Genomic DNA, 14,432 nt, shown 5'->3' with positions numbered 1-14,432 from the left:
CACTGTGAAATGGCCGTCCAGCACCGGCATCGTACCGCTCCATACTTTGTCTGCAAAATGAAGCTCCTGCCCCTCCGCATTGACTATGGTGAGGCTGTCCTCGCTCACAAAGCTGAACCGCGTCTCTTTTGGTTTGGATTCGCTTCGGCAGGCCGTGCACAGGAGAAGGCAGAAAAGCAGGAGGCAAGCCCGGATCATGTGTTTTCTTTTCATTCGGTTTCCTCCTGATGAAAATTCGCAGGTGCGCTAGGCGCTCAGGGAACGCCGCTACAGACGCAATCGGTGCATACCACTGTCACGACGGCCGGTACGAGCCGCAGCTGCCTTCCCGAGATTGCCACGTCGGCCGTCGGCCTCCTCGCAATGACAAATCGGGGCTGGTGCCGTTTTAACGATGGCTTGTACGGGCTGCCAGTGCGTCGCCGGGAGGGGCATGCCCCTCCCCTACAACGCGAGGCCGGAGGCCAGCGTATTCTCCATAATTCATTTTTCATATGCCCCGCCCCTACAACGCGCGGCTGTGCGCATCGGGGCATGGGGAAAATGCGGGCTTTTTTCTTTATTTTCCTGCATTTTCTCCATGCTCCGAGAATGCGGCTGCACCCAGCCCCGAATGCTCGGGGCTGGGTGACAGGGTTTGCGGATCAGATCTCCAGATAGCTGTCGGAATACAGCTCGTTGTTCTTGAAGATATCGCAGGACTTGATGGTCTCCATCAGGCGCAGGTCGTTCGGGTTGACGATGGCAGAGGTCAGGCCCTGCATCATCGCCATGGCGACGAGGGCGGAGTCCATGATCGGGCGGAGGGTCTTCGGCGCGCCGTTGGAGTTGTTGGACAGGCCGCCGGTGGACTTCAGGCCTTCATCGGCGAAGAGCTTGATGGCGTTCAGGACGTCCATCTGCTTATCCTGCATGCCCTTGACGACAAGGAACAGCGGGTCGAACCACAGGTCCTCGGCCTCCATGCCGAGCGCCATGCCGCGATCGAGCATGGTGTGGCAGTGGTGCATACGCTCGTCGTTGTCCTTCGCGATGCCGTCGGCGGAGCAGAGGGCGATGACGATGGCGTCGTTGGCAGCTGCCAGGTCGATGTTGGAGATACGGGAGCCTGCATCGGCGGAGTTGACGATGGGCTTGCCGTTCGTGCGGTTATAGACGCGGATACCGGCTTCGATGGCCTTCTTGTTGGCGGTATCGAGGGCCAGCGGGACGTTGTTGAAGTTCTCCTGCAGGAGCTTGACCGCCCAGGTCATGAGCTCGGGGCCGTTGGACTCGGCAGGGCCGATGTTGACGTCCAGATAGGTGGCGCCGGCCTTGATCTGCTGCGCAGCACGCTCGAGGATGGGATCCGGGTTGAACGTGGCCATGGCCTCGCGGATGACCGGGCTGATGCAGTGGATGCGCTCGCCGATGGTGACGAACTTCTTGGACTCGACATTGCGCTGCTTGTAGGTCACGCCGAGATCCTTGTGCGGGATCTCCGGAATGACGAGCTTGGAATAGTCGATGGGAGCGTCGGCGTCGACGACTTCCTTCTTCTCTTCCTTCGGCTTCTTCGTGGCGGCGACGGCCTCAGCAGCCTTGATGTGCTCGCCGTCCTTGAGGAACTTGACGATCTCAACGGCCTCGCGGGTGCCGACGACGACGTTCCAGTCGGGCAGCTTGTCCTGGATCTCGCCCTTCATGACGGCGACCTTGCCGGGGATGACGAGCGTGCGGTTATTGATCTTCTTGTCCAGCTCGAACTCATCGAAGAACTTCTTGATGGAGCTGGAGGAGAACTTGCCGGCGGCCCATGCCGTCAGGACGGACATGCCGGAGGCGTCGGTGATGAGCAGGTTGACCGGCACATTGGAGCGCTCGATCTCGCCGGAGACGAGGAAGTAGGTCAGGGCGAAGTCGACGGTCAGCATGCAGGGATCGTCGGGCGTTGCGCCGTTCATCGGGTAGATGCCGGGCGCGACCTTCATCGGCTTCTGCGGGTCGGTGAAGACGTTCTGGCGCAGGCCGTACAGCGGCAGGGCCTCTGCATAGCCGAGGCGCTCCATGACGATGATGGAGCCGTACTTCAGGGTGAAGACGGCGGCCAGGGCGGTCTCAAGATGCTCGTCGCCCGCGGCCAGCTTGGCCAGATCGACGATGGAGGGATAGCCGAAGGTGCGGTCGCCGTCCTTCAGCGCGGTGCGGCGGACGAGCACGGTGTTGGCGAACGTCTCCTTGACGGTCTTGCCGGTGACGTCGATGATGAGGTTCTTGTTGCCCGCGGCCTCGAGCTTGGCGATGAGGTCATGCAGCTCGGACAGGCTGTCGGCATGGACGCCGAGGGTCACGCCCGCCTCGGTGGCGATGGCGCTCATCTCCTCGAAGTTTTCCGGCGTGGCGCCGTTGAGGATGGGCTTGCCGTCCTTGCAGATGGCAAGGGCCTTCTTCGCGCACTCGGGGCAGGTGCAGTTGAGGATGAGGGTACGGCCCGTTGCGGCGGCCTTCTTGACGAGATCTTCCCACTTATCGGCGGAATCCTTCTCGCAGCGGACCATGACGAACTCGATGTACTCGCGCTCGCCGATGCGCTCATAGTCGACCTTCTGGATGTCGGCCAGCTTCTGATCGGCAGCGGCCTCGTCCATGCAGGTGCAGACGGGAACGGCGAAGCGGTTGCGGTTGACAAGGGTCTTCTCGTGGCGGAACAGGACGGTCTCGCCGCCGAGCTTGATGTCATTGCCGACCGTGATGGTCTTCATGGGAGGCGCAGTGGCCTCGGAGAGCTTTGCCTTGGCTTCTTCGGAGAAGTACGGGCATTTATCCAGAGCGACGGCGCCCTGTGCGACCTTCATGCAGAAGGCCATGCAGGTGGGGCTGCCGCATTCCTTACAGTTTTTCTTGGGAGAGAGCTTAAAGATATCCAAGCCTTTCAGTGCCATTGTATGTTCCTCCTTCCGCTCAGACCAGCGCTTCGATCATCTCGCTGATGGCCTTGATGGCCGCGGGATGACGCATGATGACGGCATCGGAGCCGCCGGCGAGGCAGGCGGCAGCCGTGGTGATCTCCATCTCAATGCCGCGCTCCTCGGCGCTGCCCCATTCGGGCATATCGGCCTCGCTGACCATGGATTCCTTGACGGACCAGGTCTCGGGGGAGACGGGCGTGAGGATGGGCATCTGGAGCTGCGTGTCGCTCTGGGCGAGGGCAGCCGCACGGATGCGGTCGAGGGTAGAGGCAACGTACTCATAGCCGTAGCCCGCTGCGGCGGAACCGGCGTTCATGACGATGGACGTCGGGGCGACGCCGAGCTGCGTCATCAGGACGTTGAGCTGCTTGGCAAGGTTGATGTCGACGGCGGACTCTGCGCCGACCTTCTGGCCATAGGCCATGACGGCGGAGGCGCCGACGGACTTGTAGTTCTCCTCACGGGCGGAGAAGACGAGGATGTTCTTGCCCTGCAGGGCCTCGGAGACCTTCGTGAAGAGCTCCGCATCCTTCTCGATGTTCTTGCAGCCCATGATGACGAGGGGCAGATCCGTTGCATCGGCAACGGACTTGGCGATCTCGACGCACTCCTCGATGGAGCGGTTATCGCCGTTGGGGTCAGCGCCTTCGAAGTGGAGGCAGATGAACGATGCGCCGTGCATCGTCTCCACGCGCTTTGCCATGTCGGCCACGGTCTGGCAGCCGGCATAGAATTCCTGCAGACCGGCCTGCGGATAAGCCGCCATGCCGTGGTCGGTGATCTCTACGCCGATCTTCGGCGCATTGGTGATGGGCGCGTCGAATGCGTAGAAGGGCAGAACGTTAATGCCGCCGAGCGTGACTGCCTTGTCACCAGTGCCGATGGTAACAGAGCTGATCGACGAATTGAACGCCTGCGTTTTGGGTTCAAAAGACATTGTGTTTTCCTCCTGAAATGGTTGATCGGGAAGCCGGACCGGACGGCCGGGCCTCCGTTGGTTCTCCGATAAGAAAGAAAAATGGATTTTACGGCAGCGCCGCACAATTCAGCGGGAGCATGCAATTGTGCGGGGCTGCCTTACAGGCTCAGGTCCTGCATGATCCCGTGCAGCGCCTGCTTGACCGGGCTGGCATCGGGGATCTTCGAGCTGGGCTTGCCGTCGCAGTCCGCTTCGTAGACGGCATCGTCCTGTGGGAGGACGCCGGCAAGCTCCAGATGATGGGCCTCGATCTCCTCGCGCACGCCGTCGGAGAGAACGCCGCCGGGCGCACGGTTGATGATGAGCTTCATGAGGCCGGGCTTCAGGTCCAGCTCGCGGACCATCTCGGCGATGCGGGCAACGGCCTGCACGCCGCGGCGCGAGCAGTCGGAGACGAGCAGCAGCGCATCGACATGCGGGAGCGTCCCGCGGGCGATGTGCTCCATACCGGCCTCGTTGTCGATGACGACATAGCGGTAAGCGCCGATATACTTGTCGAGCAGGGTCTTGAGCACGCCGTTGACGTAGCAGTAGCAGCCCTTGCCCTGTGTGCGGCCCATGACGAGCATGTCGAAATCGTCCTCCTCCGCCAGCGCGGATTCGAAGCGGTATTCGGCATAGTCCGCCTTTGTCATGCTCTTGGGGATCGTATCGCCGCGGAGCTCCGCCTGCGCGATCTCCTCGCGGATCTGGCCGAGGGAGACACCGGCTTCGACGCCGAGGACCTCGTTCAGATTGGAATTGGCATCCGCGTCGACGACGAGCAGCGGACCCTTGCCGCCCTTGATGAGGGCGTCGATCATCATGCCGCAGACCGTCGTTTTTCCGACGCCGCCCTTTCCGGCGACAGCAATGGTATAGGCCATGGGAAAACCTCCTTTGTGCAGTGGGGGAACTGCCGGACGGCGGAGCCGCCCGGCAGCGCGAAAAGGTGAGCAAATTTTGGGGCAGCTCCGGAAATCCGGCAGCCCAAACCGGCAGCAGCGCACAATTCAGCAATTGCGCGGTACCGCCAAATACCTGATCCTTAGATCAGGTCGACGATGCCGGACTCCTTGACGATGCGGGCGACGTCGTCATACTTGTTCAGGGCATACAGATGGATGCCGTTGATGCCGCAGACGCGATACTCGTCGATGAGCTTGATGGTATACTCGATACCGGCTTCCTTGAAGGACGCCTTCTTGGCAGCGATGGACTCCTCGGACTCGTTCGGAGCGAACGGATTCGGGAAGATCCAGTTCTTGGAGATGATCTCGCACAGGTCGCGGGACATCACGCAGCCGTTGCGGGAGAGCGCCATGTTGATGGTGGCGGCGGCGTCGAGGACAGGCATGATACCCACATCGACCGGCATCCAGATGCCGGCGGCGCGGATGGCGTCCATCCAGTAACGGAACTGGTCCATATCCCAGCAGAGCTGGGTCATGATGTAGTCTGCGCCCTCATCCTGCTTCTGCTTCAGGAAGGAGATGTCGGCTTCCAGAGAACGGCAGGCAATGTGGCCCTCGGGGGAGCCTGCGACGGCGATGGTGAACTTGTCGCCGAATTCCTTGCGGACGAACTTCACCAGCTCGGTGGCATAGTGCAGGTCGCCGTTCGTGCCGGTCCAGCCAAAGGGGATGTCGCCGCGGAGCGCGAGCATGTGGTCGATACCGTTGTCCAGATAGGTCTGGAGCTGGTCCTTGATGCCTTCCTTGGTGTTGGCCACGCAGGTGAAGTGCGTCACGGGGGTGCACTTGCCGTCGGCCTTGATCTTCTTCAGGACCTCAAGGTTCTTGCCGACGTTCGTGCCGCCAGCGCCGTAGGTGCAGGAGATGTAATCCGGATTGAGCGTATAGAGCTTCTCAAGCACGCCGCCCTCGCCGCACAGCTTCTCCATGCCAACGTCCGTCTTCGGGGGGAAGACTTCAAAGGAAAATGCGTTGCGCTGTTCCATGATCTCTGCTACATTCATGGTGTTTGCCTCCTAATATTGTGGTATCTGTGTGCAAATGAAGCCCGCGCCTGCGCGCAGTACACTCATTTTGATACAAATTTATCGTATCACAAAAGGGTCCGGTTTTCAAGCGCTTTTCCATAGATTTTACGGAGAGAGACCGCTTTTTTCCGACAGGGTGGATTTTTCCCGGGGAATATGGTACAATGGAGAAAATCCGGCAGACCGCGGGGTGCTGTAGGGGAGGGGACAGCCGGGCCCGGCGGTAAACCGCCGACTCGTACAGGGCATCGTTAAAATGGCAACTGCCCTTGTAGGGGCGGGGCATGCCCCGCCCGGCGCTGCACGAACAATTCGTACCGGCCGCCGTTAAAACGGCAACTGCCCCCGACTTGTCATTGCGAGGAGCGAAGCGACGTGGCAATCTCGCAGTACCCGACCAGATCACAGGAAAGCCGTCGGCGAAAACGTAACTGCCTTCCCGAGATTGCCACGGGCGCGAAGCGCCCTCGCAATGACACATCAGGAGGCACGGCGCTGACAGCGGTGCATCCTATCGATTTGGCTGTCCTTTTGCCGCTTCGCGGACGGGCGGGGCATGCCCCGCCCCTACAAACGCACCAATGCCGCCCTATTCCCGATTCCCAACTATATAAATAAGGCAGCGCCGCACAATGCAATGATGCGGTGCTGCCATAAATAAAAGGAGCGATTATCCATGTCTGACATGTCTGAATTCTGCACCGAGCTGATGCACTGGCTGGACGGCGGGCGTTCGCCGTGGCATACCGTCGCCATGGCGGAGCAGGCCCTCACCGCACAGGGCTTCACCCCGCTGGAGCTGGGCGCGCCGTTTGCCGTGAAGCGCGGCGGCCGCTACTTTGTGAGCAGCGGCACGTTTCTCGCCGCCATCACCGTCGGCGCGCGCGATGTGTTCCGCATCGCCGCCTCGCATACGGACTGGCCCTGCATGCGCATCAAGCCGCAGCCGGAGCTCGTTTCCGGCGGCTGCTGCCGTCTGAGCGTTGAGCCCTACGGCGGCGCGATCCTGAACACCTGGCTCGACCGCCCGCTCGGCCTTGCCGGTGTGGCCCTCGTCCGGACGGACGACCCCATGCGCCCGGCGCGCCGCCTTGTCGCATGGGACGAGCCGCTGGCCATCATCCCGAACGTCGCCATCCACCTCAACCGCGAGGTGAACAAGGGCGTTCCCACGAAGCCGAACGTCGACATGCTGCCGCTGTGCCGCACGGTGCAGGACGCATGGGAGAAAAAGGGCTACCTCGTGGGCAAGCTGGCCGAGCGCCTCGGTGCAGCGGCGGAGGACATTCTGTCCTTTGAGCTGTGCGCCTACTGCCACGAGCCTGCGCAGCTCGTCGGCTTTGAGCAGGACCTGCTCTCCTCGGCCCGGCTGGACAACCTGACGTCCGTCCACGCCTGCCTGCGCGGCCTGCTGGACGCGGACGGCGACACGATCAACCTCGCCGTGCTCTATGACAACGAGGAGATCGGCAGCAACACCCGCCGCGGCGCGGACAGCAGCACGCTGACGGTCATTCTCGAAAAGCTGGCCGACGCCCTCGGCCTGAGCCGCGCGCAGTATCTCGACGCCTGCGTGAACGGCATGCTGCTCTCGTGCGACGCCGCGCACGCTGTGCACCCGAACCACCCGGAGCTGGCCGACGTGACGTGCGGCGCGCTGCTCGGACGCGGCGTGGCCCTGAAGCGCAGCCCGCGCTATTCCTCGGACGCCGACACCTGCGCCATGATCTCCGGCCTGTGCGGTGCGGCAAACATCCCGCTGCAGACCTACATGAACCGTGCCGATCTGCCCGGCGGCGGCACGGTCGGCTCCATGGCCTCGTCGCTGCTGGCCATGCCCGCAGCCGATATCGGCGTGCCGATCCTTGCGATGCACTCCGCCCGCGAGCTGATGGCCGCCGCCGATCAGGATGCGTTCGTCCGCCTGTGCACGGCGTTCTATTCCGCAAAATAAATGGCAGCACCGCCCGATGGGATGACCCCCACCGGGCGGTGTTTTTCAGGTATGGGATTGTAGGGGGGACGATATGCAGAAAGTGGAAAACGGAAAGCACCGGCTTTCAGATTTGTCATTGCGAGGAGCGAAGCGACGTGGCAATCTCGCAGTAACGGGATAGGCAACAGGAAAGCCCCGGCGAAAACGTAACTGCCTTCCCGAGATTGCCACGTCGGCCTCCGGCCTCCTCGCAATGACAATTCGGGGGACATACCATTTTCACGATGGCCTGTACCGGTCGTGAGTGCGGCGCCGGGAGCGGCATGCCGCTCCCCTACAATGGCGGGTGCGGTCGGCGGGAATGCACGGAAATTTGTGAGTACCCATGGCGCTCACTGAGCGCCGCTACAGACACAATCGGTACGCACCATTTTAACGGCGGCTTGTACGAACTGCAAATGCCTTCCCGAGATTGCCACGTCGGCCTATGGCCTCCTCGCAATGACAATTCGGGGGGACATACCATTTTCACGATGGCCTGTACCGGTCGTGAGTGCGGCGCCGGGCCCGGCTGTCCGTTCCCCTGCAATGATCACACCGTCAGGTCCGCCAGCGTGACGGGAACGACACTCTGCAGGACCGCGAGCGTCGTTTCGATCTGCAGGCCGACGCGGCCGCCGCTGAAGCAGACGGTCTCGCCGTCCGCGATCGTTGCATCCGCAAACGTAGGGAACTGCTTTTTCATGCCGATGGGGCTGCAGCCGCCGTGGATATAGCCCGTGAGGGGCAGAAGCTCCTTCTGCGGGAGCATGGCGACGGATTTTTCGCCCGCGGCGGACGCCGCCTTGCGCAGGTCCAGCTCAGCCGCGACGGGGATCATGAAGACATAATGCCCGCCGGTTTTGCCGACGGTGACGAGCGTTTTGAAGCAATGCGCCGGGTCCTGCCCGAGCGCGGCGGCGACCTCTGTGCCGCTGAGCGCGCCGCCGTCATAGGAATGGACGGTGTAGGCGGCCTTTTTGCGGTCGAGCTGGCGCATGGCATTGGTTTTTTCGTGTTTTTCGTGCATGGGAATGCCTCCTGTGGAAATTCAGAAAATCCTGTGATATAATGAAGAAAACGGACGGATCATGGGGGGATTCTTCGGATGAGCAAATACATCCTCTGCGCCCTGCTGGGCTATTTTGCCGGATGCTTCAGCCCGTCGTATCTGCTGTCGCGGCGGCGGGGCTTTGACATCCGCACGTTTGGCAGCGGCAACGCCGGGGCCACGAACATGATGCTGGCTGCCGGGCTGAAGCCGGGCCTGGTCGTGATGGCGCTGGACGTCTCCAAGGCTTTTGTCGTGACGTTCCCGCTGCGCCTGCTGCTGCCGCCGCTGTGCGCGGCGCTGGCCGGGCTGTTGTGCGTGCTGGGGCACATTTTCCCCGTGTTTCTGCGCTTCCGCGGCGGGAAGGGGACGGCCTGCCTGTGCGGCACGGTGCTCGGTCTGACGCCGGAGCTGGTGCTGCCGCTGCTGGTTCTGATGTTCCTCATCGGCATGATCTGGAACCGGGCGAGCATCCTGCCGCTGCTGACGGCGCTGGTCTATGCGCCGCTCTACCTGCTGCGGACGGGCGACTGGCGCGGCACGATCGCGCTGGCGCTGATCTTCCCGGCCATGCTCTGGGCGCACCGGTCGAACTTTGCCCGCTGGCGTGAGGGCAAGGAGCAGACATTCCGGCAGTTCCTGTTCAGCCGCCACGAGCCGCAGCGCGAGGAGGCAGGGGAATGAATCCGCTGTTTCAGGCCCACTGCCCGCAGCGCGGGTATCTGACGAAGCTGTGCGATCACAGCTACTGCAGCATTCTGTCCGTGGCAGAGCTGCGGCGCTCGCCCGATCAGGTCGTCGCGCCGTTCACGCACAGCCACGCGGCCTATGAATTCCTGCTGCCGCTGGCGCCCATGCCCATCATCCTGCAGGGGACGGACGTCTATTTTGGCCGCCCCGGCATGGTCTACCCCGTGCAGAGCGGCGTGCGCCACGGGCAGGCGCTGGAGCAATGCGACGTTGCGAACATCAGCCTCGAGGTCTCGCCGAATTTTATGGTGCAGCGCCTGCGCGAAAAGGGCCTCGACGGCGCGCAGTTCGGGCCGATGTTTGCGGTGTCGGAGCGGCTGCGCCGCTTTCTGCGCCTGTTTCAGGAGGAATTTCACGGGCGGCGCGACGAGGCGGACCTGCGCTGTCTGGCGGCCCTCGTCATCTCGGAGCTGATCGAATGCGGCTGCCGCCCGCAGCCGCGCCCCGCGCAGGCGGAGGAGCAGTCCGCCGACACACTGGGGGCGATGGAGGAATTCATCTACCTGCACTACACGCAGCCGCTGGCGATCGACGGCCTTTCGGCCCAGTGCGGCATGCAGCGCAACCACTTCATCACGGCGTTCAAGCGCCGCTTCGGCGAGACGCCCTATGCGCGCATCGTTCGCCTGCGGCTGGCGAAGGCCAAGGTCCTGCTGCGCGGCACGGACGACACCGTGCGGCACATTTCCGCGCTGTGCGGCTTCCCGTCCTCAACGGCCTTCGCCAATGCGTTCCGCAAGGATACCGGCCGCACGCCGGGAGAGTTCCGCGATATGCAGCCGTATGAGAGGCTGTAGGGGAAATCATAAATAATTGTAGGGGAGGGGACAACCGGCCCCGGCGCAATGCTGCCGATTCGCACAGGCTGTCGATAAAAACGCGAAAACCGATTGCGTCTGTAGCGGCGCTCAGTGAGCGCCTTGCGGGCTGGCAAGTTATAGAGCGGCTTTGCCGACCGCACAATGCCCCCAGATTTGTCATTGCGAGGAGCGAAGCGACGTGGCAATCTCGGGAAGGCACTGCCGATATACACAGAGTGCCGCCGAACGCAATCGCTATCAAATTTGACTGTAGCGGCGCTCAGTGAGCGCCATGGAGGCTTGCAATATGCGCCGCATTGCCTCATGGCGCAAGGCTATCAGATTTGTCATTGCGAGGAGCGAAGCGACGTGGCAATCTCGCAGAACCCGACCGGACAACAGGGAAGTCATCGGCGAAATCGCAACTGCCTTCCCGAGATTGCACCCCAAGGGCACTTCCTCGCGCTTCGCGCTCAGGGCGCCACGGCCCCTTTGGGGCCTCGCAATGACAAACTTGGAGGCATTGCGCCGCAGAATCCCTGCAGCATATGCTGCCAGCTTGCATGGCGCTCACTGAGCGCCGCTACATTTTTCTCTCGCGCGGCGGCCTTGTACAACGAGCGCCGCTACAGACGCAATCGGTGCACACCATTTTAACGGCGGCCTGTTGATTGCGCCGGTGCGCAGCCGGGAGGGACATGTCCCTCCCCTACATATTAGATTTCACTTGACCCGCTCCAGCCTGCACACCGTCTCCACATGGGCGCAGCGGGGGAAGAGGTCGACGGCCTCGGCGTGCGTGAGGGCGTAGCCCTGCTGCGTGAGGCTGCGGACATCGCGCGCGAGAGTGGCCGGGTCGCAGGAGACATAGACAATGCGCTGCGGGGCCATGCGGACCATGGCCTCGATGACATCGGCGGAAAGGCCCTTGCGCGGCGGATCGACGACGATGACATCCGGCGTCTCCCCGGCGGCGCAGAGGCGCTGGGCGGCCTGTCCGGCATCCGCGCAGAAGAATTCCGCGTTTCCGATGCCGTTGCGGCGGGCGTTTTCCTGCGCATCGCGGATGGCGGCCTCGACAAGCTCGACGCCGACGGCGCGCTTCGCCTGCCGCGCAAGGCAGAGCGTGATGGTGCCCGTGCCGCAATAGAGGTCAAGGACCGTCTCTGTCCCGGTCAGACCGGCTGCTGCCAGCGCTTTGCTGTAGAGCCGCTCTGCCTGCGTGCGGTTGACCTGATAGAACGAGCGCGGCGAGATGCGGAAGCGCAGGCCGCACAGGATATCCTCGATGGCATCGTCGCCCCAGAGCGTGCGCATGGTCTCGCCGAGGACGGCGTTGCCGCAGCGCGTGTTCGTATTGAGAACGACGGAGCGCAGGCCGGGCACGGTTTTGCGCAGCGTATCGACAAGGGCGTCCTCCTGCGGGAGGCGCTCGCCGTTGACGACAAGGCAGACAAGCACCTGCCCCGTGGCCTCGGCATGGCGGACATAGATATGCCGCAGAAGGCCGGTGCGGGCGGTCTCATCATAGGCCGGGACATTCCAGCGGCGGGCGTAGCGCAGGACGGCGCTGCGCGCCTGCTCGGCGCAGGCGGGCTGGATGCGGCAGTGCTCCACGGGGACGACGTTGTGCGTTCCCTTTTCAAAAAAACCCGCCTCGATGCCGGTCTTCCCCATGGCGACGGGGAACTGGGCCTTGTTGCGGTAGCCCTCGCACGCCGGCGCGGGCGTCAGGGCGACGAGCGGCAGGTCCTGCCCGCCGATGCGGTTCAGGGCGTCCGTCACGCGCTGCGCCTTGATGCGGCACTCCGCCGGATAGCGCAGGTGCCAGAAGTCGCAGCCGCCGCAGCGCTTGGCATCCGGACAGAGCCGGGTGCAGCGGTCCGGCGAGGCCGTGAGGATACGCTCGATGCGGCCATAGGCCGCGTGCCTGCCGACGTGCGTGATGCGCAGGTCGTATTCCTCGTCCGGCGCGGCGTTCGGCACGAAGACGGCGCAGCCGTCCACCCGGCAGACGCCGAGGCCCTCGCTCGTGAAGCCGGAGACGGCGGTACGGTAAATTTCGTTCTTTTTCAGCATATGATTCCCCTGTTTCGGTTCGCGGAATGGGCCGGGCGAGTACCGACGGCGCTCTGTAGGGGAGGGGACAGCCGGGCCCGGCGCAATGCTGCCGATTCGCACAGGCTGTCGATAAAAACGTACAAACCAATTGCGTCTGTAGCGGCACTTAGTGAGCGCCTTGCAGGCCGAAGTTTTGGTGGCACTCCGCCGAGCGCACACGCCAATGTAGCGGCGGTCAGTGACCGCCCTGTACGGGGTAATTCAACCGCACGAGGGCACTGATGCACCGCCGCACCAGCCTGACGTGTCATTGCGAGGAGCGAAGCGACGTGGCAATCTCGCAGCACATGGCCGGATAACAGGCTGACTTCGGCGAAATCGCAACTGCCTTCCCGAGATTGCCACGGCCCCTTTGGGGCCTCGCAATGACAAACTTGGAGGCATTGCGCCAAATAATTTGTGCCGCAATTATTGCCAGCCTGTAAGGCGCTCACTGAGCGCCGCTACAGACGCAATCGGTGCATACCATTTTAACGGCACCTTGTACCGACTGCTGGTGCAGCGCCGGGAGGGGCATGCCCCTCCCCTACAACGCGCCATCGACGGCCGGTTCCTATATCGAGCCCTATACTCAGCGATCCATATTTTTAACCCTATTCTAGCACAAATCACGCGCGGCGGCAACACCGCAGCGCAGGGAGGTCCCATGCTTTCTTATCGATCCTGTACGCTCTGCCCGCGGCGGTGCGGCGTTGACCGCGAAGCGGGCGAGCTTGGCTTCTGCCGGATGCCGGGGCAGCTGCGTGCGGCGCGCGCCATGCTCCATTACGGTGAGGAGCCGCCGATCTGTGCCAATTACGGCACGGGCGCAGTGTTTTTCAGCGGCTGCACGCTGCGCTGCCGCTATTGCCAGAACGGCGTCATCTCGACCGGCGGCGCGGGCGAGACGCTGACGCCGGAGGCCCTGCGCGAAACGTTCCTGCGCCTCATCGACGAGGGCGCGCAGTCCATCGACCTTGTCACGCCGACGCATTTTCTGCCGTCCATCCTCCCGGCGCTGACGCCGAGGCTTCCCGTACCCGTCATCTACAACTGCGGCGGCTATGAATCCGTTGAGACGCTGCGGGAGCTGGAGGGCCTGATCGACATCTATCTGCCGGACTACAAATACGCCGACCCGGAGCTGGCGGCACGGCTGTCCGGCGCGCGGGACTACCCAGCCGTCGCGGCGGCGGCCCTGCGCGAGATGTACCGGCAGGTCGGCGGGACGGAGCTGAACGAAGACGGGCAGATGGGGAAGGGAATGCTCGTGCGGCACCTTGTGCTGCCGGGGTATCTCTCGAACACGCTGGCCGCGCTCGACACCATCGCGGCGCTGTTCCCGGCGCGGGACGTTTCCGTTTCGCTCATGAGCCAGTATGTGCCGATGGGCAATCTGCCCGCGCCGCTTGACCGCGGCATCACCCGGGAGGAATATGACGGGGCGCTGAGCTGGATGGAGCTGTGCGGCCTGACGGGCTATTGGCAGGATTTTTCCAGCGCAACGACGGAATACCTGCCGGATTTCGGGGACAAGGGGCTGCTTTACTCTGGCTGATGAATGAAATCGTGAAAAAATTCAGGAGCCTCTGAGGAAATCAACAAGAGCGGATGGCGAGGGATTTTTTGTCAAGACAAGGTTTGGAAAGCGCAGGCGTACTTTGTGTACCCGCAAGGGGTATGCCGCATCCGTAAGGCGGCGAAGCCGCCAACGGCTGCGCAATACTCCAAGCTTTTCGAACCGATGGATTGGCGAAAAAGATCCGCCAGCCGCCGCAGGGGATTTCATCAGAGGTTCCGTGTACAAAAACAAATGTTTGCATTGTTGCTGCCGCCGTGCTATAATAA

Annotated in this window: 12 protein-coding genes and 1 pseudogene; 4 read left to right on the top strand and 9 right to left on the bottom strand. The window is 62.8% G+C overall.

Annotated features, from left to right (window positions below; all coding sequences use genetic code 11):
• The 6 genes and pseudogenes from ACMKFF_RS06450 to ACMKFF_RS06425 form a co-directional block, all read right to left on the bottom strand.
• A partial coding sequence (locus ACMKFF_RS06450) for a hypothetical protein (RefSeq protein WP_419496429.1) occupies positions 1–213 on the bottom strand: 213 nt, incomplete at its 3' end.
• Between the two features lie 431 nt (positions 214–644).
• A complete protein-coding gene (acsE, locus tag ACMKFF_RS06445; protein ID WP_349136232.1) occupies positions 645–1,457 on the bottom strand; it encodes a carbon monoxide dehydrogenase/acetyl-CoA synthase methytransferase subunit in 813 nt (270 codons plus the stop codon).
• 150 nt (positions 1,458–1,607) lie between these two features.
• Positions 1,608–2,921, bottom strand: a pseudogene (acsC, locus tag ACMKFF_RS06440) (acetyl-CoA decarbonylase/synthase complex subunit gamma); the annotation flags it as partial.
• Positions 2,922–2,940: 19 nt separating this feature from the next.
• A complete protein-coding gene (gene acsD / locus ACMKFF_RS06435) occupies positions 2,941–3,885 on the bottom strand; it encodes an acetyl-CoA decarbonylase/synthase complex subunit delta (RefSeq protein ID WP_367927189.1) in 945 nt (314 codons plus the stop codon).
• Positions 3,886–4,025: 140 nt separating this feature from the next.
• On the bottom strand, positions 4,026–4,793 hold the full coding sequence (locus ACMKFF_RS06430) for an AAA family ATPase (protein WP_418464288.1): 768 nt from the start codon (positions 4,791–4,793) through the stop codon (positions 4,026–4,028).
• A 161-nt stretch (positions 4,794–4,954) separates the two neighbouring features.
• Positions 4,955–5,884 (bottom strand): methylenetetrahydrofolate reductase, encoded by a 930-nt coding sequence (locus tag ACMKFF_RS06425; RefSeq protein ID WP_418486806.1) that lies wholly within the window; start codon positions 5,882–5,884, stop codon positions 4,955–4,957.
• A 700-nt stretch (positions 5,885–6,584) separates the two neighbouring features.
• On the opposite strand from ACMKFF_RS06425, the gene ACMKFF_RS06420 reads away from it, so the two are divergent.
• Positions 6,585–7,862, top strand: coding sequence for a M18 family aminopeptidase (locus ACMKFF_RS06420; RefSeq protein WP_419496428.1), 1,278 nt, complete (start codon positions 6,585–6,587; stop codon positions 7,860–7,862).
• A 574-nt stretch (positions 7,863–8,436) separates the two neighbouring features.
• Here the strand turns inward: ACMKFF_RS06420 and ACMKFF_RS06415 are convergent.
• Positions 8,437–8,913 carry an aminoacyl-tRNA deacylase gene (locus ACMKFF_RS06415; RefSeq protein ID WP_419496427.1) on the bottom strand — a complete coding sequence of 159 codons (477 nt, stop codon included), beginning with the start codon at positions 8,911–8,913 and terminating at the stop codon, positions 8,437–8,439.
• A 78-nt stretch (positions 8,914–8,991) separates the two neighbouring features.
• Here ACMKFF_RS06415 and ACMKFF_RS06410 point away from each other — a divergent pair, with 78 nt between their 5' ends.
• Together ACMKFF_RS06410 and ACMKFF_RS06405 are read left to right on the top strand one after the other, a co-directional pair.
• Complete coding sequence (locus ACMKFF_RS06410) at positions 8,992–9,618, top strand: glycerol-3-phosphate acyltransferase (RefSeq protein ID WP_419496426.1); 627 nt, start codon at positions 8,992–8,994, stop codon at positions 9,616–9,618.
• The gene (locus tag ACMKFF_RS06405) at positions 9,615–10,481 is read left to right on the top strand and encodes a helix-turn-helix transcriptional regulator (RefSeq protein ID WP_419496425.1); all 867 of its coding nucleotides are present in this window, start codon (positions 9,615–9,617) and stop codon (positions 10,479–10,481) included. Before ACMKFF_RS06410 ends, ACMKFF_RS06405 begins: the two co-directional genes overlap by 4 nt.
• 726 nt (positions 10,482–11,207) lie before the next feature.
• Here ACMKFF_RS06405 and rlmD read toward each other — a convergent pair.
• Entirely contained in the window at positions 11,208–12,563 is a 1,356-nt protein-coding gene (gene rlmD, locus ACMKFF_RS06400) for a 23S rRNA (uracil(1939)-C(5))-methyltransferase RlmD (RefSeq protein WP_419496424.1), read from the bottom strand.
• Between the two features lie 688 nt (positions 12,564–13,251).
• Here rlmD and ACMKFF_RS06395 point away from each other — a divergent pair.
• Positions 13,252–14,142: a radical SAM protein gene (locus ACMKFF_RS06395; RefSeq protein ID WP_419496423.1), complete on the top strand. Its 891-nt coding sequence runs from the start codon at positions 13,252–13,254 to the stop codon at positions 14,140–14,142.
• Between the two features lie 40 nt (positions 14,143–14,182).
• Here the strand turns inward: ACMKFF_RS06395 and ACMKFF_RS06390 are convergent.
• A partial coding sequence (locus tag ACMKFF_RS06390; RefSeq protein WP_419496422.1) for a hypothetical protein occupies positions 14,183–14,432 on the bottom strand: 250 nt, incomplete at its 5' end.

Origin of the sequence: Faecousia sp. (assembly GCF_048519415.1) — a bacterium.
Classification (GTDB): Bacteria; Bacillota; Clostridia; order Oscillospirales; family Oscillospiraceae; genus JAZOXB01.
The sequence above is the reverse complement of the archived record's forward strand: the minus strand, read 5'-3'. Positions and strand labels throughout refer to the sequence as shown.

Coding starts and splice junctions, on each gene's coding strand:
- acsD (WP_367927189.1), bottom strand. CDS start 3,885: ATGTCTTTTGAACCCAAAACGCAGGCGTTCAATTCGTCGATCAGCTCT.
- rlmD (WP_419496424.1), bottom strand. CDS start 12,563: ATGCTGAAAAAGAACGAAATTTACCGTACCGCCGTCTCCGGCTTCACG.
- ACMKFF_RS06430 (WP_418464288.1), bottom strand. CDS start 4,793: ATGGCCTATACCATTGCTGTCGCCGGAAAGGGCGGCGTCGGAAAAACG.
- ACMKFF_RS06405 (WP_419496425.1), top strand. CDS start 9,615: ATGAATCCGCTGTTTCAGGCCCACTGCCCGCAGCGCGGGTATCTGACG.
- ACMKFF_RS06420 (WP_419496428.1), top strand. CDS start 6,585: ATGTCTGACATGTCTGAATTCTGCACCGAGCTGATGCACTGGCTGGAC.
- ACMKFF_RS06415 (WP_419496427.1), bottom strand. CDS start 8,913: ATGCACGAAAAACACGAAAAAACCAATGCCATGCGCCAGCTCGACCGC.
- ACMKFF_RS06410 (WP_419496426.1), top strand. CDS start 8,992: ATGAGCAAATACATCCTCTGCGCCCTGCTGGGCTATTTTGCCGGATGC.
- ACMKFF_RS06425 (WP_418486806.1), bottom strand. CDS start 5,884: ATGAATGTAGCAGAGATCATGGAACAGCGCAACGCATTTTCCTTTGAA.
- ACMKFF_RS06395 (WP_419496423.1), top strand. CDS start 13,252: ATGCTTTCTTATCGATCCTGTACGCTCTGCCCGCGGCGGTGCGGCGTT.